Here is a 25,942-nt window from a genome sequence, read left to right on the forward strand (position 1 = left end):
GCCAATCAAGTAGTGTACTCGGCATTGATGCGGATATAATCGTAGCTGAGATCACAGCCCCAGGCCTGCCCCCGTCCCGATCCAGTCCCCACGGACACGATGATGTCCACCGTATCGTCTTGCAGGTAAGCTCCCGCCGCCGCTTGCTTCAGATAGGCGCTCGCCGCCGATCGATCGAAGGGTTGAGGCTGGCCGCCATCCATCAGGACAAACTCTCCCAATTGAATGCGGAGATCCCCCTGATCAAATCCTACCCCAGCTCGGCCTGCGGCCCCGGCAATGCGACCCCAGTTAGGATCGCGGCCAAATATGGCTGACTTGACCAAAGAAGACCCAGCGATGGTACGGGCAATCTGGCGCGCCGCTTCATCATGGGCGGTGCCCTGGACCGTGATCTGTATTAAGCAGGTAGCCCCCTCCCCATCCCGGGCAATGGCTTTGGCTAGATGGGTACACACAGCGGTCAGCATCCCTTCTAGGAGATCGGCCTCGGGGCCAGCTTCGGTAATGGCCGGGGTACGGGAAGCACCATTGGCCAGGGCAATCAAGCTATCGTTCGTGCTAGTATCGCCATCGATGCTGATCTGGTTGAAGCTAAGCTCAGCGGCCCGCTGCACCATGGCCTGCCATAGGGGGGGTGAAATACTGGCGTCGCAAGTGATGAAGGCCAGCATGGTGGCTAGGTTGGGATGGATCATGCCCGAGCCTTTGGCAATGCCGCCGAGGCGCACCGGGCGATGGGCGATCTCAGCTTCCACGGCCCCAGACTTAGCCACCAAATCTGTGGTCAAGATGGCCTGGGCCGCCGCCGCCGATCCCGCCTCAGATAGGGCGGCTACAACGGCGGGAATGCCCTGCCTCAGGGCAGCCATGTTGAGGCATTGGCCAATCACGCCAGTCGAGGCAACCATGACCGCATCGGCTGGAATTCCTAAGGCTTGGGCGACGAGATCGGCACTTGCAATGGTGTCTACCCAGCCCTGGCTACCGGTGCAAGCATTGGCCTGACCCGCATTGCAGAGAATGGCCCGAGCGACAGATTTCGCCTCCAGGCGTTGGCGGCAGTAGTCGACACAGGCGGCCCGCACTTGACTCTGGGTAAAAATGCCCGCTGCGATCGCATCTCCCTCAGAGACAATCAGCGCTAAATCCGAGGCTCCCGAGGGTTTTAAGCCGGCAGCAATCCCCGCTGCCCTAAATCCCTTAGGGGCGCTGACACCCCCCTCAACCATCCGCCATTGCGTCATCAAATCACCCTCAATCGGCCCTGTTTTCCCGGGATTATATCAGGGGTGATGTCTACCACGGCCCCAAACGGCACCACCTAGCCAATCGCCACAAGGAATATCAGCCGCCGACCGATTGATGAAGCAACTCACAGCCAAGCCTTAACCCCCAAGCATCGCAGGCAATCGCCGATGGCCATGTTGGCAGCAGGGCTGCTAAAAAAAAGAGAGCTGCGTCGCAGCTCTCCTTACCATCAGGGTGCATCTACATACCATATTATCTTACATGTGAGGCGGGGGGCGCCACCCCCCAATCTATTTTTTGTTACATTTTGTGAGCTTTCTCAGCTGCTCTCGGGGGTGAATGCGTCTGGACCTGCCCGGAAGCGCCCTCGAGCCCGGGTGATTACCTCCTTAGCCTTTAAGTTTCTCACCCAGCAGTTGATTGGTCAGCTTCGGATCAGCCCGCCCCTCAGTCTGCTTCATGACTTGTCCCACAAAAAAGCCCTGAAGTTTCGTCTTGCCAGCCCGATACTGCTCCAACTTGTCAGGATTGTCAGACAATACCTGATCAATGATAGCCCCTAGTTCAGTTGGATCCGACAGCTGACTCAGGCCCCGTTCCTCGACGAGAGCCTGGGGAGATCCTCCATCCTGTAGCAGTTCCGGCACAATTTCCTTCGCAATCTTCGTACTAATAGTGCCCGCTTCAATCAGTTGAATCATCTCCGCTAAGGATGCCGGGGACAGAGCAATCTGATCAATCGTCAGTTTTTCAGCATTTAAGTAGGCTGCAATATCCTGCGTTACCCAGTTGGCCGCCAGTTTAGCATTAGCCCCGGCTGCCACGGTGGCCTCAAAGTACTCAGCGACTGCACGCTCATCGGTTAGCACCCGCGCATCGTAAGGGGATAAGCCAAAGGCCGTCTCATAATGCCGACGCTTTTGGGCCGGTAACTCCGGTAACTCGGCCTGCCAGGTCGACAGTTGCTCTGCCGACACCTCTAGCGGCGGCAAATCCGGTTCCGGGAAGTAGCGATAATCGCTCGATCCTTCCTTAGAGCGCATGCTGATGGTGCGTTGACTCCCTTCCTCCCAGAGGCGAGTTTCCTGGATGATTGGCTCTCCTGCTTCCAGGGCCTGCACTTGCCGTTCGATCTCATGGTCGATGGCCTTCTGGATGGCACTGAAGGAGTTCATGTTCTTGATCTCTACCTTGGTGCCAAAGGCCTCTTGCCCCAACGGCCGCACCGAGACATTGACATCACAGCGCAGGGAACCTTCCTGCATATTGCCGTCGCTAATGCCCAGATATCGCATGATGCGGCGTAACTCTTGAGCATACTCAGCCGCCTCCTGTCCCGATCGCAAATCAGGTTCAGAGACAATTTCGATCAACGGCACCCCGGCCCGATTGTAATCCACCAGCGAATAGGCCGATCCCGATAGGCGGTCACTGCCAGCATGGACCAGCTTGCCAGCATCTTCTTCCATATGTAGGCGGGTAATGCCGATGCGCTTGCGGGTAGCCTCTTTGCTTTGCTTGTCAATTAACTCGATCTCCAACCAGCCATGCTCGGCAATGGGCAAATCGTACTGGGAGATCTGATAATTCTTGGGCAGGTCAGGGTAAAAATACTGCTTGCGATCAAACTTACTATAGGGAGCGATCTGACAATTCAGCGCGAGTCCTGCTTTGACAGCATATTCCAGTACCGTCCCATTCAGCACTGGCAGTACCCCCGGCAAGCCCATCACAATCGGATCAACATGGGTATTGGGGACAGCCCCAAAGGCATTTGAACTGGGCGAAAAGATCTTGGTATCGGTACATAGCTGACAATGCGTTTCCAGGCCAATAATGGCCTCATACTGAGTCTTCACAGGAGCCGCGGAAGTCATGAAGAACTTTTCCCATGGCAGAGGTGGACGTGTTTATTGTAGCCCGCTTGAGCCCTGGGGATGGATCGCCCATACTAATTGCTACCACTCATTCTAGTGATCACCGACCCCAATGGAGAAACAATACGACAGCCGCATCTATGTAGAGCAAATGGCCTTGATGCTGGGCTTATCCTTGCCACCTGACAGCCAAATGGGGGTCATAGACGCCTTCGAGCAACTGCGAGCGGTGGCGCAACCGGTGCTGAACTTCCCCTTACCGGATGATTTGGAAGTGGCTCCCATCTTTGAACCATGACATCTACCCCGGATGCCTTAGGGATTGCCAACTCTATCCGCCGTGGCGAACGGACGGCGACCGAAGTCATTGCCGCAAGCATAGCTCAGATTGAAGCCCTAAATCCCCAGCTCAATTGTTTCACGGCTATCACTGCTGACATGGCCCGAGCGATGGCAGCCGATATGGACCGGCGCCTCAGTACCGGCGAAGACCCAGGCCCCCTAGCCGGGGTTCCCTTCGCCGTAAAAAATCTCTTCGATATTAAGGGGCTCATTACCTTAGCCGGTTCCCGCATTCATCGCGAGCGCCCTCCAGCTCACCAAGATGCCACCCTGATTACTCGTCTGAAACAAGCTGGCGCTATCTTGGTAGGGGCCCTCAATATGGATGAGTATGCCTATGGCTTCGTGACCGTCAACAGCCACTATGGCATTACCCCAAATCCCCACGATGTAACTCGCATAGCCGGTGGCTCCTCAGGAGGGTCGGCAGCCGCCATAGCCGCAGGGGTAGTGCCCCTGACCCTAGGATCGGATACGAATGGCTCCATCCGGGTTCCCGCTGCCTTGTGCGGAGTTTACGGATTTAAGCCCACCTACGGCCGTCTGTCCCGAGCCGGAACCTACCCCTTAGCCAATAGCCTTGATCATGTGGGGCCCCTGACTCGCTCGGTGCGAGATATGGCCGCTGCCTACGATGCCTTACAAGGCCCTGATCACCGCGATTCCCTCTGCGGTGATCGGCCCTCAGAACCCGTGAGTCCAGGGTTGGAGCAGGGCATTGAGGGGATGCGTATCGCCGTGGCTGGAGAGTATTTCAGCCAAGCAATGGAGCCGGAGGTAGCTAGGGCTGTAGACCAGGTGGCAGAGGCTTTGGGAGCTACAAAGCGAGTAGTCATCCCAGAGTCTACCCGAGCTCGGGCAGCTGCCTATGTGATTACGGCCAGTGAGGGGAGTCATTTGCACCTATCTCGCCTGCAACGTCGCCCCATGGAGTTTGACCCGGCTACCCGAGATCGCTTCTTGGCGGGAGCCATGATACCGGCAAGCTGGTATATCCAAGCCCAGCGATTTCGGCGTTGGTACCGAGATCGGATCCGATTATTATTCCAGTCAGTCGATATTGTACTGGCGCCAACGACGCCCTGTGTCGCTCCTGCCTTGGCCCAGACTACCCTATCGATCAATGGAGAAGAGATGCCAGTGCGAGCTCATTTGGGCCTTTATACCCAGCCCCTATCTTTCGTAGGACTGCCAATTCTCTCAGTTCCGGTGCATCAACCGGGAAACCTGCCGGTGGGAGTGCAGGTCATTGCCGCTCCCTACCAAGAAGAACGAGTATTACGGGTCGCAGCCCACCTAGAGGCTATGGGCATCACGTCAGCCCCTGTTGCTGCTGTGGATGGCGATTGCCCTATCTGAAATGCTGGAGAGCTAAGTTGGAGAGCTAAGTTGAGCGACTCAATCATCTGGTACATTCTGAAGTCAGCCACAGGACAGTGTGAGATTGTCCCGGCCTCGCAGCTACAAGACATCGACAGTGATGGCGCTGACACCTGGGGCCCCTATGACTCTAAAGCAGAGGCCATTGCCCGCCGAGTCGGCCTCATCCGCGCTGGCAAGTGTCGACCGATGCAAGCTAGCTGTTAACGGCTAGGAACAGCGCCGACATCCAGCTCATGGGTCTCTCGGGCCGCTCGAATTTCTTGAGCCAAGATGTCTAAGGCCTGGATATATTGCGGATCGGCTTCGGTGCCAATAGCCTCGCGATTTTCCGACAGGGCTTCCCGCTCGGATTCACTCAGCTCTACCATGACGTCTGGCGTGATGCCAGCTTTATTAATATCGCGACCATCGGGGGTTAGGTACTTGGCGACGGTGACCGCGACGCCTGAACCGTCATCTAGGCTGCGGACTGACTGGACTAGCCCCTTACCAAAGGTACGAGTGCCCACCAACACAGCGCGTTCGTTGTCTTGTAGAGCCCCAGCAAGAATCTCACTGGCACTGGCGGAGCCGCCGTCCACCAACACGACCAAGGGCCTGGTCGTCAGAGCCTTACCATTGGCAGCTTCTTCATCGATGATGCCCTGACGGTTAACAGTGGACACGATGGTGCCGTCTTCTAGCCACATGCGGGCGATATCAATACTAGAGAATAGGAGTCCCCCTGGATTGGAGCGCAAATCTAAGATGTAACCGGTGACGTCGCGCTCTTCTAGGGCTGCAATGGCCTCTTCCATCTCTTCTGCAGCATTGGCACTGAATTGAGTCAGGCGAATGTAGCCTATTGGACCTTCTGGTCCTTCCTTGTAGGCATAGCGAACGGGATGAATCTCGATGCGATCGCGAACAATGGTGTAGTCGATGCTGCGGTTCTCTCGACGAATCGTCAACGTCACCTCAGATCCCACCGGTCCCCGAATCAAGCTAACGGCCTCATTGAGATCCATGCCTGCGGTACTGTGACCATCGATTGCTGTGATCACATCCTGGGAGCGCACCCCTGCCTCAAAAGCAGGGGTGTCTTCAATGGGGGAGACGACGACAATCTCTTCGGTCTCTTCGTCTTGGGAAATCTGAATACCGACACCAGTCAACTCTCCGGAGGTGTCGATTTGCATATTGCGAAACTCTTGAGGATCCATGAAGCGCGTGTAGGGATCCTCTAACCTGTCCAGCATTTCGCGAATAGCCGTGTAGGCATCCTCGCGATCGCTGTAGGAACGCTGTAGATATTCCTGGCGTACAGCTTCCCAGTCCACCTGATTGAAGGTGGCATCAACATAATGACGCTCAATCAGCTGCCACACCTCATCAACCAGCTCCTTGGGGCTTTCTTCGAAAAAGGCTTGGCCCTGCGAGAGCTGAATCCCGGCACCGGTGACAGTGACCGCCGCTACTGCCAATGCCGTTGCTCCCAGTACCAGTCCACGCTTTGCAATCGCCATAGCGAAATTGAATCCCCATCATGAAGACAAGTATGCCCAATCTAACACAGGCATTCGGCAGCAAGAGGTACCAGAAGCCACAAAGGTAGGATGTCTTGCCGTAAGCTTCGCATTGCCTTATTCAAGGCGTTATTCAAGCGGATCAAGGATCGATCCAGCGGCCGTCGGCTTTAATTAAATTAATCAACTCAACCACCCCCTGATCTTCAGGAACTCGCTTGATCTCCTCACGACCTCGGTAGAGGGAAATATAACCTGGGGTCTTGCCCACATAACCGTAGTCAGCATCGGCCATCTCCCCAGGGCCATTGACAATACAGCCCATGACAGCGATGTCGAGCCCTGTGAGGTGACTGGTGGCCTGACGCACCTCACGCAGCACATCTTCTAGATTGAATAGAGTGCGGCCACAGGACGGACAGGCCACATATTCCACCATGGTTTTGCGTAGACCTAAGGCCTGCAAAATGCTGTAGCAGACGGGAATTTCCTTTTCCGGAGCTTCTGTCAGAGAAACGCGAATGGTATCGCCAATGCCTTCGGCCAGTAGAGTGCCAATGCCAGCAGTAGACTTAATCCGGCCATATTCCCCGTCGCCAGCCTCGGTGACGCCTAAGTGCAGAGGATAGTCCATGCCTAACTCATTCATGCGCTGCACCATGAGTCGATAGGCGGCTAGCATAACGGGTACTCGCGAGGCTTTCAGGGAAATAACCAGGTTGTAGAACTCCAGCGATTCACAGATACGGATAAATTCCAAGGCTGATTCCACCATGCCCTCTGGGGTATCGCCATAGGTGAAAAGCATGCGCTCAGCCAAAGAACCATGGTTCACCCCGATGCGCATGGCCTTGTCCTGCTGCTTGAGGGACAACACCAGGGGCTCTAACGTCTGACGAATTTTGTCTCCAATTTCCTGAAACTCATCTGGGGTGTATTCCGAACGTCCTGGTTTCGGTTTTTCAAAGACATATAGCCCGGGGTTAATTCGCACCTTATCCACGTGCTTGGCTACTTCCAGGGCAATTTTCATGCCGTTGTGATGCACATCGGCCACCAGGGGAACGGGCTGATAGGTCGCCGCCAATTGTGCCTTGATTTGCGCCAGGGCTCGGGCATGGGCCATGCTGGGTACCGTCACCCGGACAATTTCACAGCCGATTTCATGGAGACGGCGAATGGCAGCGACAGAGCCCTCCACATCTAAGGTGTCCTCGTTGATCATCGATTGCACCACCACCGGATAGCCACCGCCAATGGTGGTGTCGCCTACCCGCACTGGACGAGTTTTGCGACGATGAATCGTGGTGTCGAAGGCCGCCTCAGAAGGCGCAGTGGTCGTAACAGGAGAGGGCAGGGTCTGCATAGCACTCACGGAATCGGATAGGGGCAATTGGGAACTCGATTTACTACTCAGGGTGCCACAGAATGGCCGTGTTTATGCGCGATGTGGGTGACATATCACGTTGCTCGGCTAGGATCGGCCCTAGCTAGGCTAAACCCTCTCCTGTCATAGAGGTGGCTGATGGCGATGTTGGCGGACAATCAGAATTTAAGGAGTGCTGGTGTGAAGTCAAGATCGATCGCAAGACTGTAGGTACCAATAATGGGGATTGGATTTAGATATGGATATAGATCATCAGGTCGCTCTTGTCACAGGTGCTAATCGTGGCATCGGTTTGGCAGTAACCCGCCAATTAGCTCGCCAGGGAATTAAGGTGATTTTGGGCAGTCGGGATCCGGAGCAAGGAGAATCGGTGGCCCAAACGTTACGTGATGACGGCCTAGACGTTAGTTCTCACCAGCTATCGGTCACTGATGCCGGGGGCATCAAGATCCTGGCCCAGTTGATCGAAACCAAGTTTGGCCGCTTGGATATTCTGGTCAACAATGCTGGAATCTTCCCTGATAGCAATAGCATTTTGACTACAGCCATTGGTCCGATTCGGGCAGCGATGGAAACTAACGTATTTGGCCCAATCCTGATGGCGCAAGCCTGTGTTCCCTTGATGAAGCGCCATGGCTACGGCCGCATTGTCAATGTGTCGTCGGGGATGGGGCAGCTGTCTGACATGGGGGGAAACTACACCGCCTATCGACTCTCTAAGGTGACGCTGAATGGGGTGACTCGAATCTTGGCGGCTGAATGCCGGGACGCCAATATTAAGGTAAATTCGGTGTGTCCAGGATGGGTTCGGACTCGTATGGGTAGTGAGGCAGCGCCCCGCAGCCCGGAAGAGGGAGCCGATACGATTGCTTGGCTGGCGACTTTACCCGATGATGCGCCTAGCGGACAATTCTGGCGCGATCGCACCCCAATTCCTTGGTAGTGGTCTCAGCTGACAATCTGGTCACCGATCCAACTGAGATAGGGGGCAGCCCCGGCGGTGATGGGCAGGGCGATGATTTCGGGAACCTCGTAGGAGTGTAGGTCTCGAATGCGGCTGTCTAGGCGATCAAATTGGCCTAGGTCGGTTTTGATCAGAAGCTGCCATTCTGGATCGCGATGGACGCTCCCCTGCCAGGTATACACAGAACGGATGGGAAGTATGCTGACGCAGGCGGCTAGCTTCTCTTGGACTAAGGCTGATGCGATCGCATCAGCTTCAGCCTCCGAGCCAGCGGTTACCAAGACAACCCCATAGGTAGCCATCGTTAGTTAAGGTCCTGAGTGCAGCATCGGTTTGATAATCCTTCCCATTGTAAGGGAGGCCTTGGGGGAAACCGACGGCAGGGCAGCACGAATTCGACAAGAGACTAGGCAGGGGACAGTCACCGGCTTTTTGCTGAGAGACCATTGTCTGCCTAGAGGGGGGTGCTGTTGCCATGGGCTCTTCTCTCAGCGGGTATCTGTGGCAACGCCATCTAGGTAGGCCCGGTGGAACTGCGCCCAAGCCAAGTTGGCTCCCTCCAGCTTGGTTCCCTGGAGATTAGCGTCACTGAGGTTGGCCCCTTGCAAATTGGCGCCGCGCAGGTCTGCCTGTCGTAGGTTGGCCCGAGAGAGATTGGCCCCAGTTAGGTTGGCCCCCTGCAAATTCGCCTTGACCAGGAAAGCGCCTTGCAGCGTCACCTCCGTCAAGCTAGCCAATCTCAGACAACTCTCGCTCATCTTGGCAAAGCTCAGGTCGGCCCAATTCAGCGTTGCCTCAGTCAGATTGGCATGGGTAAGAAACGACCGTCGCAGGTTAACCCCAGTCAGGTTGGCAGTACTGAGATCAACCGCTACCAAAATATGGTGGGCTAAGTTGGCCCCATTCAAGTGGATACCGGCAAAATTCCGATAACCAGTCTCATACAGCTCTAGAAAATAGGTGATATGCATATCACGGCGATAGCGGTCTGGAGATGGAACAGGCCACTGTATCCCAGGAAATGTAAGCGATGAAGATGCCATAGGATAAAAACTGCCAGGAATTAACAACGTTCAACCTGAACCCTGGCCGAATGTCGATGAACCGGTTCCAGAGGATGAAGAGCAGCGACTCCCTAACCTGCTACTACAGACCTGATTGGGCCCAGATTGGTCCAGAACTGTTGCAGCGAATTAAGGGCATCAACTTAGCAAATAGTCTCCGAATCAGGGCACACCTGTTCCGAGACCTCTCAGTCGATGAGATACCCGCTCTAGCTAACTAGGATGACCATAGGGACAAGACTAATCAGAGGGATACCAGCTCCCCTACAGATTAGGAGGTGCCGCGATAGATTTCCTAGTTGTGTCAAGTAGATTGATATTTTGGAGTGAAACTTAGCAGTTACTCAATGGTTAGACGAATTGGGTTAACGATTGTATGGTTAGGCTTCATTCTGTATGCATTTTTGGCCGCCCCACCGGATCATCCCCAAACGCTGGATCTGATTTTGCGCCTGAGTCGTGGCGACTGGCGTGAGATTAACCCAGCCATCGTAGTGCTGCTGGTACCGACACCGTTGGGGGATGACATGGCCCGGCGGGGCATGAAGGGACGTTGGCCTTGGGCGGTGATGGCCGTACCGATGCTTGGAGCAATTGTCTATCTGATGCTGCGGCCCCCATTGCCTGCCAACGACTCGGCACTCATCCATTAAGCATGATCCTCTCAGACAATTTTCAGCCCATCTCAGTACGCTGAGGCCCAGTCCCTAGTAGAGAACGCCATGGAATCTCTTCGACCCATTGTTAAAGATCTGGTTCTGCTTGGGGGCGGTCATTCCCATGCCATTGTGCTGCGCCAGTGGGGGATGCGACCTTTGGCAGGGGTGCAGATCACCTTGATCACCAACCTGGCCGATACTCCCTACTCTGGCATGCTGCCGTCCCATGTGGCGGGTCTCTACGATTTTGATCAGGCTCATATTGACCTACGGCCCCTGACCCGTTTCGCTCAGGCCCGTCTCTTCATGGACCGAGTCATTGGTCTCGATTTAGAGCGGCGACGGGTCATCTGTGCCCACCATCCCCCCGTCGCCTATGATGTTCTGTCCATTGATACGGGCAGTACCCCGGCGATGGTGGCAGTGCCTGGGGCAGCTGATCATGCTGTGCCGGCCAAGCCTGTCCCTCAGCTATTGCAGGCCTGGGCCAGGGTGCGCCAGCAGCTAGAGGCGTCACCAGAGCGGCCTCTCACCATCGCCGTGGTTGGTGGCGGCATCGGCGGGGTAGAACTGACCCTGAACATGCAGGCGCGGTTGCAGAGACGACTAAAAGAGCTAGGGCGGCCACAGGATCAGGTCACATTTCATCTGTTTCATCGCCGGGCCGAACTGGCCCCGGAGCGGTCTCGGGCCACTCGTCATTATCTGCAGCGACTGTGCCTACGACGGCGAATTCAGCTGCACCTGCAGCAAACAGTTGCTGCGGTGGAGACTATTGGCGGACCTTTGCCCTATCGAGTGCGCTGTGAGTCGGGGTTGACAGTGGCGTGCGATCGCATATTTTGGGTCACCCAAGCGGCGGCTCCCGACTGGGTACGACAGTCTGGTCTGGCTAACGATTCCCAAGGGTTCATTGCCGTTGCCGATACCCTCCAGAGTCGCTCCCACCCCAATGTGTTCGCCGCTGGAGATGTGGCCACCATGGTTAACCATCCCCGACCCAAGGCCGGAGTCTTCGCCGTGCGTCAGGGCAAACCATTAAGCCTTAACCTGCGGCGCCACCTGCAAGGTCAACCGCTACAACCCTTCAGGCCTCAACGGCAATTCTTGACCCTGATCGATACGGGCCGCGGCACCGCCATCGCCTCCCGGGGGCCTTTCGTGGCCGAGTCCTGTCTATTCCGATACTGGAAAGACCACATCGATCAAAAATTCATGGCTCTGTTCCGCGACTTTCCCGAAATGGGGGCATCCCGCCCATCCGACGTCGTCGTTCGCTCAGCCTCCTCTCCCCCACCCATGTACTGTGCTGGCTGTGGTTCTAAGGTGGGGCGTCCTGCCCTAGAGCAAGTTCTACAGCGGATTCAGGCCGATGTCTCTTGGCCTGTAGACACCGCCGATATCCTAGTGGGGTTGACAGCAGCCGAGGATGCTGCAGTGGTGCGAGTTCCCCATGATCGAGCCATGGTCCATACCGCCGATGGCTTCCGTGCCCTCTTAGCGGATCCGTTTATCTGCGGCCAAATCGCTGTCCACCATAGCCTCAGCGATCTCTTCGCCATGGGAGCCACTCCCCAGTCAGTGCTAGCCTTGGCTACCGTGCCCTACGCCTTACCTGCCCAACAAACCGAGATACTCTACCAACTCCTCAGCGGCGTGCAGAAAGCCCTGAGCCAAAGCCACACCCCCCTGGTTGGCGGCCATACCAGCGAAGGTCCCGAGCTCGTCCTCAGTATTGTGGCCAATGGCTTAGCCCAGCCCCAACGGCTCCTGCGCAAGCAGGGCATGGCTCCCGGCGAGGTGCTGATCCTGACCAAGCCCCTAGGGACTGGCGTCCTATTTGCAGCCGACATGCGCCGCCAAGCCAAAGGCCGTTGGATCGAGGCCGCCGTTGCCGTCATGGTGCAATCCAATCAAGCCGCCGCTCAATGTTTGATCCAACACCAAGCCACCGCCTGCACCGATGTCACCGGCTTTGGGTTCATGGGCCATCTCTTAGAGCTGGTACAAGCGTCTCAAGTAGGGGCAGTGCTGACTTTAAACCAGCTGCCAGCACTCCAGGGAGCACGTCAAGTTCTGGCCCAAGGAGTCCGCAGTTCTCTCCATCCTCAGAATCAGACCGCTGCCCAGGCCATCGAGAATGGGGCTGATTATATCGATCACCCCGACTGGCCTCTGCTGTTTGATCCCCAGACTTCTGGTGGTCTACTAGCTGCCGTGCCCCCCGATCAAGTGGAGTCTTGTCTGGCGACCCTGCACCAAGCCGGATATGCCCACAGCCTGGTAGTAGGCCGGGTTATTCCTCGTGACAATCCCACCCAACCCATTAGGATCGAGGAATGGGGGAGGAGTGAAGAGTAATGGAGTGGGGGAGTGGGAGAGTGGGGGAGTTTTAAGTGCTTAGTGTTGAGTGTTGAGTGTTGAGTGTTGAGTTCTCTAGATAGTGCTGCAATTCAAAATTCAAAATTCAAAATTCAAAACTCACCCCCCCATCTTCCCACCCTATGCCCTCCAGGCAGGCTTCGCCTACGACTTCGCTCAGGGCAAGTCTCCCCATCCACCTGCCTGAACCGCTGATAATGTCCAAAGCTCTCGCTATCGACGCTTTTCTTGCCGCTCCTGGTCCAATTCTGGATGTACGTAGCCCTGGGGAGTATGGCCATGGTCACATCCCCGGGGCCATTGAGTTTTCTCTGTTCAGTGATGAGGAGCGGGCTCAGGTGGGGATTTGTTACAAGCAGCAGGGCCGTAGCGCCGCTGTAGAACTGGGATTTGCGATCGCAGGTCCCAAATTTGCCGACTTCATTGCCCGAGCCCGGATCCTCGCCCCTGACCAACAGTTGCGACTCCATTGCTGGCGCGGTGGCATGCGCAGTGGCGGCATGGCCTGGGTCTTGGAAATGGCAGGCTTCCAGGTGATCACCCTGGAAGGTGGCTATAAGGCCTTCCGGCGCTGGGTCAGACGAGTATTGGCACAGCCCCGACAACTCTTGGTACTAGGCGGCATGACCGGCACGGCCAAGACCGATACCCTCCTAGCGCTGGCAGCTCAGGGGGCGCAGGTCGTGGATTTAGAAGGATTGGCCCATCACCGTGGCAGCAGCTATGGAGGACTAGGTATGCCGCCGCAACCCTCCACAGAACACTTTGAAAATTTGATTGCCTGGCAATGGGCAACCTTGTCGCCCCATCACCCTGTCTGGATCGAAGCCGAAAGCCGGCGTATCGGCACCTGCCGTGTCCCCGACCAGCTATTCCGCCAGATGCAAGCTGCTCCCCTCTTAGAAGTCAGGCGATCATTGCCCGAACGCTTAAATTCCCTGGTCAGGCTCTATGGTGATGCCGATCCCCAGGCGCTGATCGCGGCTACCGAGCGTATCCGCAAGCGTTTAGGAGGCCAACGAACCCAGGACGCCATCAAGCTGATTCGCCAGGGAGCCCTAAAGGAAGCCTTTGCCATCCTACTGACCTACTACGACCGCGCCTATCAATACGATTTAGACCGCCGTCAGCAAACCATTACCCCACTGGATGTGGTTGGGTTGTCCCCTGCCGAAGTTGCTCACCGGTTGCGACAGCGAGCCAAGGGACTACCGGGCCATGGTTTAGCCGCAACGACCCTGGTTCCCTAAATCTCGGAGAATCTCCAGGGGAACGCCTGTCATGGAATTTACCAAGGATTAAATATCCTGCGGCTTAGATTTGCAATTCCTTGCCAGAAATGTCCAGCAGAATCGCTATTCTTGAAAGGATAGTAAGCCGACGGTGAAAGATTATCGATAGATCCTCAGTAGTTGCACCTGCATACCATGTGTTGAAATATACGTGATTTTTCTCAGGTCGCTGACTCCTGCTGTCGATCATCATTAAGAGGCTGATCTCGGGCGAAAGGAGAGCATGCGAGGGGATCGCGCCCTTGCGATCCACCCTAAACCGTCTTCCCGTCCCGGTAATGCTCGTGTCGCTTACGTCTGATTACGTCTGATTACGTCTGATTACGTCTGATTACGTCTGATTAGTTAACCAGGTGAGAAACCCATGGTCTTTTACTGTGTTCCTGCTAGCATCGTTTTTCTAGCCACGGTGCGTGCCTTAATGAAGGATGACTCTACGCCCAATACGGATCAGTTCTCCTGGCTATTGATCGGGGTGGCTACCTTAGCATGGCCCATTACCCTGCCGATGATCCTGCGCAAGAAGATTGCCGATGCCGCTCAAGCTCGGTCCGTTAGCTCTCTCAATCATGCTTAGCAGTGATACGGCAAACGTCTACAGTTTTTTCAGTGCTTTAATCTAGAGAATCAGTGCCATCAATGGCGTTACCGGCACCCGTAAACAACTGGTGTGAACAGCGACTATCATGGCAGAGGCATCAGCCATCAGTGGGCTCAGCGGTGACACTAGCTGCCATTGCCTCCTCATCAACAGAGATGTAAAGCGTATTGGGCTGGCAGCACACCTGGCAATCTTCAATGTATTGCTGATACTCGCCGGCAGTCATATCCACGAAGAGGACATTGGCTTCGCCGCAGTAGGCACAGGAAAATTCGCTGGTGATCTGCATAGTGGTTGAGCAAGGGGCTGATATGGCATCGGGCCAATGCTACACCAAGGCTGTTGCCCCTGCCGCAGGAGGAGAGTCAGCGGCTATTTCGCTAGTCTCGAGATGTTTCTTCAGGGTAGCCGCGGGCAGAGGCCCCTGCAAATGCTGCCAGGGTAATGTAGCGTCCAGCGGCCAATGATCGTGCCCATAAAAGTCTAGGGGAGGTAAGTGACCGCGCAGCGTTTTGAACGCCCGCCGATAACTTCCCAGGGAGTCGCCGTATTGCCGAGTTTGCTCTAACAGATGAGATAATCGCCGGTCGCCTCGGGCAATCAATGCCTGGATCACTGACCAGTTATAACTTTCAGGACGGAAATCAATACCGCGCGATCGCAACTGCTTCTGCAGATATTTCAACCGCTTATTGGCGGCTGGGTTAACGCCGTACCACTGGAAAGGGGTGTGGGCTTTGGGGACAAAGGTACTGCAGCCTAAGGTCAGGCGTAGGTTGGGCGCCGCTTGCTTTAGGGTCATCATCAAGGCGACGGTCTGCTCTAGGTCTGCCATCTCTTCGCCAGGAATACCGGCCATGCCATAGAGCTTCATGGCCTTCAAGCCGCCAGCCTGGGCCCGCATTGCCGCGGTCACAATGTCATCGTTGCTGAGTTTCTTGTTGACAATCTGACGCACCCGCGGGGACCCACTTTCCACCGCGATGGTAATCGAGCGGGTGCCATGGCGGGTGAGGGTATGGGCCAGCTTCTCATCCACCGTATTGGTGCGCACTGAGGCGATGCTGAGGCGGATGGCATCGTACTGGGGGCGATTCAAATGATCCAGTAGGGCTTCGAATTCAGGATGTTGAGTCACGGAAGCCCCCAGCAACCCTAAGCGATCGGTGACCTGCAGGCCCTGGTCAATGGCGGGAATCAGAGACTCATTCAGGCTAGCAGTGCGGAAGGGTAGGGTCAGGTAACTGGCCAAGCAAAACCGACACAGCTCTGGACAGCTGCGCACCACTTCTACCATGTAGATGTTTTCCCAGGCGGCCTGCTCAGTCACCACGGTAGAGGTGGAGAGGCGGTTACCGCGGTAGGTTTGCTTTTGCACCGTGGCGGGAATATCGGCATCAATGGGATGAATGCTGGCTATGGGGCCATCGTCAGCCGCGTAGGTAACGTCGTAGAGGGCCGGCACATAGATGCCAGGAATCTGGGCCAGGTGACGCAGCTGAGCCGACCGGGGCCGATCCTGGACCTGTTGGTAGCCCTCGATGAAATTGCCTAGCAGATCTTCTCCGTCGCCCAAGAGGATCAAGTCAAAAAAGTCGGCGAAGGGCTCTGGATTAGCGGTCAGCACCGGTCCTCCACCAAAGACCAGGGGATGGTCTGAGCTGCGATCGCAAGCCCGCCGCGATATCCCCAGAGACTCTAAGAGGGTGAGGACATGGCCATAATCCAACTCCCAAGAGAGGGAAAAGCCCACTAGGTCGATGGGATTGGGTAGAGGCTCGCTCTGATCTGTGAATAAGCGGCTGACAGCCACATCAGACCGTTGAGCTAACGTGGCCCACACCACCTGATAGCCCAAACTGGTGATGCCGATGCTATAGGTGTTGGGAAAGGCGAAGACGACCGAGACGGCATCTGCGTCCGGAGCCGCCGGCGTAAATAGCAAACGCTCGGCATGAAAGGGAGACTCAGCCACAGGCAATGGAAGACAACTACGACTCGATTGTAACGACTCCAGATCCTGGCGCTGGCCGAGGCCCGGGCTCATGAGCGCTAACTGACGCTAACTGACGCTAACTGACATAGTAGGCCCGGGTCCCTTTGGCATTGAAGGCAGATTCCAGTCGCTTCAGGGCATGGACATAGGCCGCCGTCCGCAGAGGCATGGCCAGCTCCTGGGCAATGCCCCAAACCTGTTCGGCCTCAGTCACGATCATGTGTTGTAGCCGTTGGTTCACCTCTGGCAGCGACCAGTAGAGACCACTGCGGTTTTGTACCCACTCGAAATAACTCACGGTGACACCACCAGCGTTGACCAAAATATCGGGAAATACCAGGCTATGCTTAGCTGCCAGGATGCGATCGGCGGCAGAGGTAATGGGACCATTGGCCACCTCGAAGATGTAACGAGCCTGGACGGCATCGGCATTGGCCTCGGTAATTTGATTTTCCAGGGCCGCTGGCACCAAGATATCTACATCTAGGGCTAGCAACTCGGCGTTAGTGAGGGTGTCGTAGTCATTGATCAAGCTACAGACGCTGCCCTGGCAGTACACGGCTTTGATGCTGCGGGTAGAGGCCTTAAACTGTTGCACGCTGGGAATATCTAACCCTCGGGCACAATAGATACCCCCCTGGGAATCACTCACAGCCACGACGCGGTAACCCGCATCAAACAGCAGCCGGGCGATGACACTGCCGGCATTGCCGAACCCTTGCACGGCCACGGTAGTCTCTTCAGGGGAACGGCTCAACTTGGCCATCATCGCCTGCAACACATAGAAGGCCCCCATCCCTGTAGCGGTGTCTCGGCCCTGACTTCCCCCCAGGCTTAGGGGTTTCCCCGTAATGACGGCGGGAGAACGGCGGCGGCGAATGATGCTGTATTGATCCATCATCCAACCCATAATCATGGGATTGGTGTAGACGTCGGGAGCGGGAATATCGACATCGGGGCCAATGAAATCTGCGATCGCATCGATATACCCCCGACTCAACCGCTCCAGCTCAAATTTTGACAGCTCCTTAGGATTCAGGGTGATCCCCCCCTTGGCCCCTCCTAGCGGTAAGTTGAGGACCGCACACTTAAAGGTCATCCAAAAAGCCAGGGATTGCACCTCGTCCATAGTCACCCCCGGATGAAAGCGAATGCCTCCTTTAGTAGGGCCGCGAGTATCGTCATAACGCACCCGATAGCCCTCAAACACCCGCAGGGCTCCATCGTCCAGCCGTATTGGAATTGACACCTTAAGACTCGCCTTGGGGAACTGCAAACGTTCGCTGGTATCGTCAGAGATGGGCACATGCTTGAGGGCTTTCTCTAAGCGGCGATTGGCATCTAACAAAAGCGCACGGGACATCGCAGCCATCCTTTTCCACAGGGAAACATCAGACCCTTGAGGTAAGCAATCCCTCGATCCTGCCTGTGGTTATCACTTCTATTAAAGCGCTATCTGATAGCGCCTCATCCGCACCTGGTTGACTGACAAAAGATTCTGCATTGGGCGCGGAAACCGCGCCCTTACCAGATTTCGGATGCTGTAGGGGGCAGGTTCCCTGACCCTTTGGATAGTCTGGGTTCTAGCAGGTTTTGTCAGTCAATGAGCATCCGCACAGACAATAACAGCTGATGCTGTTCTCCTGATAGGCCGCTATTTTGCCTCGCCTAAAGAGGCTTACCATACTTTATTGAATCAGGCTTTCATAACAAAACTCTCTCCGTCCAAGGCACAGATGAACAGAGAGAGCATGCCGCAAAGGTTGTGTTTTAGATAATGTTAACTATTGTTGTTGCGGCGCTTCAGCGCTTCCATCATTTGCTGGCGCACAGCTTGAGCCCAGGTATCAAAATCAAAGCTCTCGTCAGCATTAACGCTCTTTGAGGTGGCAGCACGGGTTGGAGAAAATCGCTCTTTAGGCATGGCTCTATTAAAAGTAGTTCAATGAAGAAGTTCAATGAAGACAATGCTATTTCTAGGGTCTCAAAGATGAGCCTGAAACTAGTACCCCTTTGATACAAATTTTAGATATTCCCTAGAAGAGTTATTGTGCTCTAAGACTTGATTAAGCCGACTCTGTAGGCAGAAATCTTTAAGACATACCCCACAGCCACGACTACAGCGTTTCTGAATCTAGTGAGGTACAAGAGTAGCCATAAAGCCCCTGACCTCAGGAAACGAGTTGTACCTCGCCCAGAAGGGAAGGAAACGCTGTGTAATCATCAACTCTTGGAGTCAATTACTCTTATTATCCCCATGGGGTCTCTAGGACAACAAGTGTTTTATGCGGCATCTGCATCGGCTTAATGAGCAAATCACATGAAAGTGTGGGTGATTCCTGACAGTGCCAGCAACGGCTGATTATCCTGACAGCCGTGATTATTCAGGCTATCCAGGGTGCAGCGTAAGTTTAGCGACTGGCCTGTTGGCTGGGCGGCGCCAGGGAGCTGGAAGGGAGGTCACGTCTGCCATGAGCTACTAGCCCCTCGGTAACGGTGGCTGGTCAGCAATATGGGCCAGGTAATCTTGCAGGGCTTTAACGCTCAGGTCCTGTTGCTGTAGAGAGCGAATCGCCGCCGCCGTGGCAGTTGCTCCGGCAATGGTGGTAATGGTGGGGATTTTATAGGCTAGGGCCGTGCGGCGGATAATCCGGTCATCTTCTTGGGCTTCTCCACCCACTGGAGTGTTGATGATCAGCTGGATCTGACCATTTTTGATCCAATCCACTACGTTGGGCCGGCCCTCATGAATTTTAAGAATCCGATCCGCGGTGAGGCCATTTTCCTTCAAAATGCCCCGAGTCCCCGCGGTCGCCACCAGGGTAAAGCCCATAGTGGCCAAATCTTTGGCCACCGGGACAACGGCAGTCTTGTCCCGATCATTCATGGAGATGAACACAGTGCCCTGCTGGGGTAAGCGTTGATTAGCGGCTAACTCGGCCTTGGCAAAGGCCCGGCCAAAGTCGATGTCGATCCCCATGACTTCGCCAGTAGAGCGCATTTCGGGGCCTAGGATGGTGTCGGTGCCGGGGAACTTATCGAAGGGCAGCACGGCTTCTTTAACGGCAATGTGCTGGGGAATGACTTCTTCGGTCACCCCCAAGGCTGCTAGGGTCTGCCCTGCCATCACCCGCACCGCTACCTTGGCCAAGGGGATGCCAGTGGCTTTAGAGACAAAGGGCACGGTGCGGGAGGCGCGGGGGTTGGCCTCTAGAATAAAGACATGATCTGCCTGGACAGCATATTGAATGTTCATCAGGCCCACCACGTGTAGTTGTTGGGCCAGCTTCACCGTAGCTTCGCGGATCGTTTGCAGGGCCGCTTTACTCAAGGAGGTGGTGGGGATAGAGCAGGCCGAGTCTCCGGAGTGAATCCCAGCTTGTTCGATGTGCTCCATGATGCCACCAAGGACCACCTGGCCGGTGTGGTCTGCGATCGCATCCACATCCACTTCCACGGCATTCTCGAGGAATTTATCGATCAAGATGGGGTGTTCTGGTTCCACCTGCACGGCATAGGTCATATACCGCTCTAGCTCGGCGTCAGAGTAAACAATCTCCATGGCCCGTCCCCCCAGCACATAGCTGGGTCGCACCACCACCGGGTACTTAATGGTTTGGGCCACCTGCAGGGCGGCTTCGTAGCTGCGAGCAATGCCATTGGGAGGCTGTTCAATGCCCAGTTGCCGCAGGATTTGCTCGAAGCGTTCCCGATCCTCGGCGGTGTCGATGGAATCAGGAGACGTGCCCCAAATCTTAGGGATGGGACCTGAGGGCGTTGCCTGCTCTAGGGAGGCTAGGTAGTGCTGTAAGGGCACCGCCAACTTCAGCGGTGTTTGCCCGCCAAATTGAATAATGATGCCCTCCGGTTGTTCCGCCTCGATGATATTGAGCACATCTTCTTTGGTCAGGGGCTCAAAATAGAGGCGATCGCTGGTGTCGTAGTCGGTGGAGACAGTTTCGGGGTTGGAGTTGACCATGATCGTCTCAAACCCGTCGGCCCGCAGGGCATAGGAGGCATGGCAACAGCAGTAGTCAAACTCGATGCCCTGACCGATGCGGTTGGGACCGCCCCCGAGAATCATCACCTTCCGCCGTTGGGAGGGCAACACTTCCGACTCTGCCTCGTAGGTGGAGTAGTAGTAGGGGGTGAGGGCCTCAAACTCGGCGGCGCAGGTATCGACGGTCTTGTACACCGGCAACACCCCCAACCCCTGGCGATAGGCTCGCACCTCGTCTTCACCGGCCTTGGTAGCATAGGCGATTTGCCGATCGCTAAACCCCTGGCGTTTGATGCCGTAGAATTGGGCAGTGGTTAGCTGGTTCAAGGGCGTGCGCTTGAGAAATTTTTCCGTGTCGAGAAGTTCTGCCAGTTTCTGTAGGAACCAGGGATCAATGCCAGTGAGTTCGTAGATCTCCTCTAGGGTGAGGCCCAGCTGCAGCGCTTGCCGCACGGTAAAGATGCGCTCGGGATGAGGCGTGCGCAGGCTGGCTTGGACTTGGGAGATGGTGGGTAACTTCTCGGTGCGATCGCATCCCCAACCCGCTCGCCCGGTCTCCAGCGACCGCAGCGCCTTCTGGAAAGACTCCTGAAAAGTACGGCCAATGGCCATAGCCTCGCCCACCGACTTCATCTGAGTCGTGAGCACCGGTTCTGCCCCCGGAAATTTCTCGAAGGCAAAGCGAGGTATCTTAGTGACTACATAGTCGATGGTGGGCTCAAAGCTTGCCGGAGTCTTCTTGGTAATGTCATTGGGAATCTCGTCCAGGGTGTACCCTACCGCCAACTTGGCCGCAAACTTAGCGATGGGAAACCCCGTCGCCTTCGAGGCTAGGGCCGAACTGCGAGACACCCGCGGGTTCATCTCGATCACCACTACCTCACCATTCATTGGGTTCACCGCAAATTGGATGTTAGAGCCTCCCGTTTCCACCCCAATTTCCCGAATGATCTTGATAGAGGCATCCCGCAGTCGCTGATACTCTTTATCGGTCAAGGTTTGGGCTGGCGCCACCGTAATCGAATCTCCCGTGTGAATCCCCATGGGATCCAGGTTCTCAATGGAGCAAATGATCACCACGTTATCGGCCAGGTCACGCATCACCTCCAGCTCATACTCCTTCCACCCCAACAAAGACTTCTCAATCAAGATCTGAGAGACCGGACTAGCATCGAGCCCCACCCGGGCCATCTCTTCGAACTCTTCCTGGTTGTAGGCAATACCACCTCCGGTCCCCCCCAGGGTGAACGCAGGTCGGATAATCAGAGGAAAGGCACCGATCTGCTCGGCGATCTGTCGAGCTTCCACCATGGTCTCTGCCAATCCCGACGGACATACCGCCAGACCAATCCGAGCCATGGCCGCCTTGAACAACTTGCGGTCCTCGGCCATCTCAATGGCCGCTAAGTTGGCCCCAATTAGGGTGATCCCATAGCGCTCCAAGACTCCATTCTTAGCCAGCACTACCGCGATGTTGAGAGCCGTCTGTCCACCCATGGTGGGCAGCAGGGCATCAGGCCGCTCCTGAATGATGACCTTTTCCACCAACTCAGGCGTCAGGGGCTCAACGTAAGTGCGGTCGGCGGTCTCTGGATCGGTCATAATGGTGGCCGGGTTCGAGTTCACCAGCACCACCTCATACCCCTCTTCCCGCAGGGCTTTGCAGGCCTGAGTGCCAGAATAATCGAACTCGCAGGCCTGGCCAATGATGATGGGACCAGAACCAATCAATAAAATCTTCTCGATGTCGTCGCGACGAGGCATAGGCCAACAGCACCAGCGCAGCTCATAAAATCCTAGTCATTGTTCTGTAGAACTGATCAAATTGCAATAGCTCCTCGCCGCCACAACCGCTCCTAGAGACGCTACGGAGATTCACTACAGAATGTAGTTGCTGCCGATGTCCTGCCTCGGCTGGCGAGGGCGTTTGAACCAACTCAGCCAGCCCTACCACCGGCTCGGTGATCGAGATCACTCACTTCTCCAGCAAAGATCACAGGGAGGTTTCAGTAAATCGTCGGCACCAGTCTGAAGCTTTATACAGGTGAACATAAGCACCTCCCCCCTACACAAGGAGCCAACCCCGGCCATCACTAGCCGTCATAGGCCAGAATCCCCCTAGTCTAGGACGTTGAGTATTGGGCAACGCCCTAGACTATCTGGCCAGCCCCATCAATACCTTCCTGAGACCTCCAAGACAACGTCATACTCCCTTCCGCCCCCGGCTAAGGCCGGGGGTTTTTCCTGATGTGTCCCATAGTATATAGGTACTACTTCTCAAGATCTGACTCACCCTTCTATAGCTGAACACCTCGCCCCTAAGAAATCAATAAAAGCCATCGAGACCACAGCAACGATTGACGAAAGCGGACAACTAACTCTCGATAATGTCTTGGCCGTTACCAAACCCCAGCGAGTACACCTCATTATTCTCATCGATGTCCGATTGCTCCGATGGGGGGAATGATGTGATTGAGGATGCGATCTCCCAGTACGAACAAAACCAGGAGACTTAGGTACACTTCTGCAGACAGCTTTTTCTGGTGAGTTGATGGCTGATGGGTGCGATCGGGCTGTGGAGGGGGTGGGTGCGATCGTGGTGGCGTGACGTCTCGATTGTCTACACACTGCGTAGACAATTGCCCAATTCACTCCGCCCAACATTTGGAACACACTATGTGCACAATGTTTTTTCTTCATCAGTTGGCTGAAGTGCGATCGCCTAAAATCGACCCATAAGCGTAAAAGACTAGCTGCCATGACCGCTGAAGCACCTGTTATCCATAGGGACCCAGAGATCTTGGGCGGTACCCGCGTCTTTGTGGGCACGCGGGTACCGATGAAAACGCTACTCGATTACCTCGAAGTGGGCGATTCCCTCGATGAGTTTTTAGACTACTTTCCCAGTGTGGGCAGAGAGCAAGCGATCGCGGCGCTTGAGATGGATGCATCCAAACGCTAACCATGCCTACGTTTGAGTACGATGAAAACAAAAGCCAGTCAAACTTGGCGAAGCATGGCATCGACTTTGTGGAAGCCCAAAAACTGTGGGATGCCCCCAACACCTTTGTGATTCCTGCTAAAACCGAAGACGAAACCCGATTTTTGATCATCGGTAAGATAGGGGATAAGCATTGGACAGCAGTGATCACCTACCGAGGGCAGAATACGCGCATTATTTCCGTTCGGCGATCGCGCAAAGAAGAGGTGGCATTCTATGAAGGCTAAAGACTTCGACCAACAATTTGAGGATGGAGAAGACCTCACCCCCTACCTTGACCTCTCCCAGGCGAAGCGATTGGGGAGCGATCGGCAAAGCATCAGTATCGATCTTCCTGTCTGGCTGCTAGAGCGCATTAACGAAGAAGCCAACCGCTTAGGCACCACCGCTCAAGATGTGATTCAAACGTCTCTGGCAGAGCATCTTGCCGCCAGCGAGCCCTAATAAACTTCAACAATCCTGAAATATGGCAGAAGTGAATCAGCCTGAGCCGCATGAAACGCCGACGGAGGAAGCGATTGAAGGTATTCGACAGGGATTGCATGAAGCCTTAAGCGAGCAAACTATCCCTCTCGCAGATATGTGGAAAGACATTGATGTTGAGATGCCTGAGCGGGTTTCCGGTCTCTTGAAAGGAGAAGTAGGCGACACCTTTTTCGAACCGTTGCCGGAAGAAATTCTCCGAGAATGGGAAGAGTAATTTTGCTGACTGAGCGCCAAAAAGTGCTTTAACGCAAATCTCAGTTTGCCTCTACCAAACGCTGAAACGCCCTGAAATCAAGCCTAAAGGTGCTTTAACGCAAATCGAGGCAACCGTGAACGAAGCCGAAACCCACACTGAACTCATCGACCCCGCCCGCCGCGCTGCTGGCTGGGACGTCGTCGAGGGGAGTCGAGTTCGCCGCGAAGTCATCGCCCCTGGTCGCCTCGGCGGGGGAGGCCGCCGGGCCAAGCCCGAATTTGCCGACTACGTGCTCGTCTATCGCGGCCACAAACTCGCCGTCATCGAAGCCAAAAGGCACGCGAAGGCGTCGGCCAGGCCAAAAAATACGCCCCAAAGCTAGAAACCCGCTTCGCCTATTCTAATAACGGTGATGGCATTTACCAGATCGATAGGCGCACCGGGGCCAAAGGCACCATCCGCCAGTACCTCACCCCCGCCGACCTGTGGGAGACCACCTACAGCGAAGAGAATCGGTGGCGCGATCGCTTCGCCGATGTGCCCTTTGAAGACAAAAGCGGCACCTGGGAAGCCCGCTACTACCAGCACAACGCCATTTCCCATGTGCTCGAAGCTATCTGCGAGGGGCGCGACAGAATCTTGCTCACTATGGCCACTGGCACCGGCAAAACCTTCGTCGCCTTCCAGTTCACCTGAAAACTCTTCCAAGTAAGCTGCCGCAACTCCTAGAGTTGAAGTATTGCGGACTGAAGGATGCCGTCAGGGAATTAGGGAACATATCAACTATCAGTGAGGTGTTTATCGGATTTCAGAAGTATCTATATTCCCAAGAAGACACCGCTGAATGAGGCACCATACTATCTAAAGAATCCTCATTATCGATTTGGGTTACGCCTGTGGGGCTGGGCTATAAAGCTAGCTAGGGCGAACGACGGGACTCGAACCCGCGAATGGTGGAACCACAATCCACTGCCTTAACCACTTGGCCACGCTCGCCGCGATATTGCGTTTCTCACTATAGCATCTTGGTTACAAACTCAGCCATGGCTCCCCAGCAATTGTTAGAGTGACGGTGCTACCGTAGTCACCGATTGCGGCAGGCGCCCTCGCAAAGGCGGCTATTGCTCCCCAGGAGGGACTCATGGGTAATTTCAAGGTTGGTACTTGGCTCAGCGGCGGCGTTCTGCTGGCTGCGGCTGCCCTGTTGTTTGTGACAAACCCTGATCAATCCACCTACGAAACCTATGCGGTTAAGCGCCTCAGCACCTACGCCAAGGAAGAGCTCTGCCACGACTTACCTGGAACCATTGAGCAATTTTTATCTGAGTCCTGTGAATCTCTAATCGATGAGAATCAGCAGTCCGTTCAAGATGTCATTCGTCAGAGCACGGTCACACTCAATTTCGGCTTATTTAGTCTCTATCGGACCCGTTTAGCCGTGCCTGGCGTAGATGTGCTGCCCACCTATGAAGTGGAGACACTGGGCATCTTCAATCGATTTTATACCTATCGGGCCGAGCAGCAGTGATGGTGAGTCGTCTGCGCCCAACCCACAA

At 55.3% G+C, this 25,942-nt stretch carries 25 protein-coding genes, 1 tRNA gene and 1 pseudogene; 14 read left to right on the forward strand and 13 right to left on the reverse strand.

Translation table 11 applies throughout. The features are described 5' to 3' along the window. Positions 1-5: 5 nt before the first annotated feature. Complete coding sequence (gene argJ / locus XM38_RS18035) at positions 6-1,247, reverse strand: bifunctional ornithine acetyltransferase/N-acetylglutamate synthase (protein WP_080806888.1); 1,242 nt, start codon at positions 1,245-1,247, stop codon at positions 6-8. A 393-nt stretch (positions 1,248-1,640) separates the two neighbouring features. Beyond that, positions 1,641-3,128 carry an Asp-tRNA(Asn)/Glu-tRNA(Gln) amidotransferase subunit GatB gene (gene gatB / locus XM38_RS18040; protein ID WP_080806890.1) on the reverse strand — a complete coding sequence of 496 codons (1,488 nt, stop codon included), beginning with the start codon at positions 3,126-3,128 and terminating at the stop codon, positions 1,641-1,643. A gap of 112 nt (positions 3,129-3,240) precedes the next feature. Here gatB and XM38_RS18045 point away from each other — a divergent pair, with 112 nt between their 5' ends. Genes XM38_RS18045 through XM38_RS18055 form a run of 3 tightly spaced genes read left to right on the forward strand, consistent with a single transcriptional unit; the run spans position 3,241 to position 5,057 of the window. Continuing rightward, entirely contained in the window at positions 3,241-3,426 is a 186-nt protein-coding gene (locus tag XM38_RS18045; protein ID WP_225889350.1) for a DUF4089 domain-containing protein, read from the forward strand. Then, complete coding sequence (locus XM38_RS18050; RefSeq protein WP_088430598.1) at positions 3,423-4,829, forward strand: AtzE family amidohydrolase; 1,407 nt, start codon at positions 3,423-3,425, stop codon at positions 4,827-4,829. The genes XM38_RS18045 and XM38_RS18050 overlap by 4 nt, the downstream gene beginning before the upstream one ends. A 30-nt stretch (positions 4,830-4,859) precedes the next feature. Next, on the forward strand, positions 4,860-5,057 hold the full coding sequence (locus tag XM38_RS18055; RefSeq protein WP_080806893.1) for a DDE transposase family protein: 198 nt from the start codon (positions 4,860-4,862) through the stop codon (positions 5,055-5,057). On the opposite strand, the gene ctpC is transcribed toward XM38_RS18055, so the two are convergent. Both ctpC and ispG read right to left on the reverse strand, forming a co-directional pair. After that, positions 5,054-6,358, reverse strand: a complete 1,305-nt coding sequence (gene ctpC / locus XM38_RS18060; RefSeq protein WP_080806895.1) for a carboxyl-terminal processing protease CtpC — start codon at positions 6,356-6,358, stop codon at positions 5,054-5,056. The two genes, XM38_RS18055 and ctpC, sit on opposite strands and share 4 nt — an antisense overlap. A gap of 142 nt (positions 6,359-6,500) precedes the next feature. Then, the gene (gene ispG / locus XM38_RS18065; RefSeq protein WP_088430600.1) at positions 6,501-7,724 is read right to left on the reverse strand and encodes a (E)-4-hydroxy-3-methylbut-2-enyl-diphosphate synthase; all 1,224 of its coding nucleotides are present in this window, start codon (positions 7,722-7,724) and stop codon (positions 6,501-6,503) included. A 259-nt stretch (positions 7,725-7,983) separates the two neighbouring features. Between ispG and XM38_RS18070 the strand changes: the two genes are divergently transcribed. Then, the gene (locus XM38_RS18070; protein ID WP_080806896.1) at positions 7,984-8,688 is read left to right on the forward strand and encodes an SDR family oxidoreductase; all 705 of its coding nucleotides are present in this window, start codon (positions 7,984-7,986) and stop codon (positions 8,686-8,688) included. Positions 8,689-8,693: 5 nt separating this feature from the next. On the opposite strand, the gene cutA is transcribed toward XM38_RS18070, so the two are convergent. After that, positions 8,694-9,011, reverse strand: a complete 318-nt coding sequence (cutA, locus tag XM38_RS18075) for a divalent-cation tolerance protein CutA (RefSeq protein ID WP_080806898.1) — start codon at positions 9,009-9,011, stop codon at positions 8,694-8,696. Positions 9,012-9,197: 186 nt separating this feature from the next. Next, a complete protein-coding gene (locus XM38_RS18080) occupies positions 9,198-9,680 on the reverse strand; it encodes a pentapeptide repeat-containing protein (protein WP_080806900.1) in 483 nt (160 codons plus the stop codon). Between the two features lie 440 nt (positions 9,681-10,120). Between XM38_RS18080 and XM38_RS18085 the strand changes: the two genes are divergently transcribed. The 4 genes from XM38_RS18085 to XM38_RS18100 all read left to right on the forward strand — a co-directional run bounded on the left by XM38_RS18085 (position 10,121) and on the right by XM38_RS18100 (position 14,683). Beyond that, the gene (locus tag XM38_RS18085) at positions 10,121-10,426 is read left to right on the forward strand and encodes a hypothetical protein (RefSeq protein WP_080806904.1); all 306 of its coding nucleotides are present in this window, start codon (positions 10,121-10,123) and stop codon (positions 10,424-10,426) included. 69 nt (positions 10,427-10,495) lie between these two features. Further along, positions 10,496-12,793, forward strand: coding sequence for a selenide, water dikinase SelD (gene selD / locus XM38_RS18090; RefSeq protein ID WP_088430602.1), 2,298 nt, complete (start codon positions 10,496-10,498; stop codon positions 12,791-12,793). A 218-nt stretch (positions 12,794-13,011) separates the two neighbouring features. Continuing rightward, positions 13,012-14,064: a tRNA 2-selenouridine(34) synthase MnmH gene (gene mnmH / locus XM38_RS18095; RefSeq protein WP_080806906.1), complete on the forward strand. Its 1,053-nt coding sequence runs from the start codon at positions 13,012-13,014 to the stop codon at positions 14,062-14,064. A gap of 406 nt (positions 14,065-14,470) precedes the next feature. After that, positions 14,471-14,683 carry a hypothetical protein gene (locus tag XM38_RS18100; RefSeq protein ID WP_080806909.1) on the forward strand — a complete coding sequence of 71 codons (213 nt, stop codon included), beginning with the start codon at positions 14,471-14,473 and terminating at the stop codon, positions 14,681-14,683. A gap of 121 nt (positions 14,684-14,804) precedes the next feature. Here XM38_RS18100 and XM38_RS18105 read toward each other — a convergent pair whose 3' ends face one another. From XM38_RS18105 to XM38_RS18125, 6 genes are all read right to left on the reverse strand, one after another. Continuing rightward, on the reverse strand, positions 14,805-14,996 hold the full coding sequence (locus tag XM38_RS18105; RefSeq protein ID WP_080806911.1) for a CPXCG motif-containing cysteine-rich protein: 192 nt from the start codon (positions 14,994-14,996) through the stop codon (positions 14,805-14,807). Positions 14,997-15,035: 39 nt separating this feature from the next. Then, positions 15,036-16,682 carry a B12-binding domain-containing radical SAM protein gene (locus XM38_RS18110; protein WP_225889351.1) on the reverse strand — a complete coding sequence of 549 codons (1,647 nt, stop codon included), beginning with the start codon at positions 16,680-16,682 and terminating at the stop codon, positions 15,036-15,038. A gap of 97 nt (positions 16,683-16,779) precedes the next feature. Further along, positions 16,780-18,066, reverse strand: a complete 1,287-nt coding sequence (locus tag XM38_RS18115; RefSeq protein WP_080807005.1) for a Glu/Leu/Phe/Val family dehydrogenase — start codon at positions 18,064-18,066, stop codon at positions 16,780-16,782. A gap of 417 nt (positions 18,067-18,483) precedes the next feature. Further along, positions 18,484-18,627: a hypothetical protein gene (locus XM38_RS26095; RefSeq protein WP_187329458.1), complete on the reverse strand. Its 144-nt coding sequence runs from the start codon at positions 18,625-18,627 to the stop codon at positions 18,484-18,486. A gap of 555 nt (positions 18,628-19,182) precedes the next feature. Continuing rightward, the gene (gene carB, locus XM38_RS18120) at positions 19,183-22,467 is read right to left on the reverse strand and encodes a carbamoyl-phosphate synthase large subunit (RefSeq protein WP_088430606.1); all 3,285 of its coding nucleotides are present in this window, start codon (positions 22,465-22,467) and stop codon (positions 19,183-19,185) included. Between the two features lie 668 nt (positions 22,468-23,135). Next, positions 23,136-23,342 carry a hypothetical protein gene (locus tag XM38_RS18125; protein WP_137455165.1) on the reverse strand — a complete coding sequence of 69 codons (207 nt, stop codon included), beginning with the start codon at positions 23,340-23,342 and terminating at the stop codon, positions 23,136-23,138. A 119-nt stretch (positions 23,343-23,461) separates the two neighbouring features. Here XM38_RS18125 and XM38_RS18130 point away from each other — a divergent pair, with 119 nt between their 5' ends. The 5 genes and pseudogenes from XM38_RS18130 to XM38_RS29100 all read left to right on the forward strand — a co-directional run. Continuing rightward, positions 23,462-23,665, forward strand: a complete 204-nt coding sequence (locus XM38_RS18130; RefSeq protein WP_080806919.1) for a DUF433 domain-containing protein — start codon at positions 23,462-23,464, stop codon at positions 23,663-23,665. A gap of 2 nt (positions 23,666-23,667) precedes the next feature. After that, entirely contained in the window at positions 23,668-23,931 is a 264-nt protein-coding gene (locus tag XM38_RS18135) for a BrnT family toxin (RefSeq protein ID WP_088430608.1), read from the forward strand. Further along, positions 23,921-24,148: a type II toxin-antitoxin system BrnA family antitoxin gene (gene brnA, locus XM38_RS18140; RefSeq protein WP_080806923.1), complete on the forward strand. Its 228-nt coding sequence runs from the start codon at positions 23,921-23,923 to the stop codon at positions 24,146-24,148. The genes XM38_RS18135 and brnA overlap by 11 nt, the downstream gene beginning before the upstream one ends. 22 nt (positions 24,149-24,170) lie before the next feature. Beyond that, positions 24,171-24,404, forward strand: a complete 234-nt coding sequence (locus XM38_RS18145; protein ID WP_088430610.1) for a hypothetical protein — start codon at positions 24,171-24,173, stop codon at positions 24,402-24,404. A gap of 115 nt (positions 24,405-24,519) precedes the next feature. Next, positions 24,520-25,073, forward strand: a pseudogene (locus XM38_RS29100) (DEAD/DEAH box helicase family protein); the annotation flags it as partial. Positions 25,074-25,309: 236 nt separating this feature from the next. Here the strand turns inward: XM38_RS29100 and XM38_RS18155 are convergent. Next, positions 25,310-25,382: transfer RNA gene (locus tag XM38_RS18155), tRNA-His, on the reverse strand. A gap of 145 nt (positions 25,383-25,527) precedes the next feature. Between XM38_RS18155 and XM38_RS18160 the strand changes: the two genes are divergently transcribed. Further along, a complete protein-coding gene (locus XM38_RS18160; RefSeq protein WP_080806927.1) occupies positions 25,528-25,914 on the forward strand; it encodes a DUF4359 domain-containing protein in 387 nt (128 codons plus the stop codon). Positions 25,915-25,942: the final 28 nt, after the last annotated feature.

The sequence above is a fragment of the Halomicronema hongdechloris C2206 genome, from assembly GCF_002075285.3.
Classification (GTDB): Bacteria; Cyanobacteriota; Cyanobacteriia; order Phormidesmidales; family Phormidesmidaceae; genus Halomicronema_B; species Halomicronema_B hongdechloris.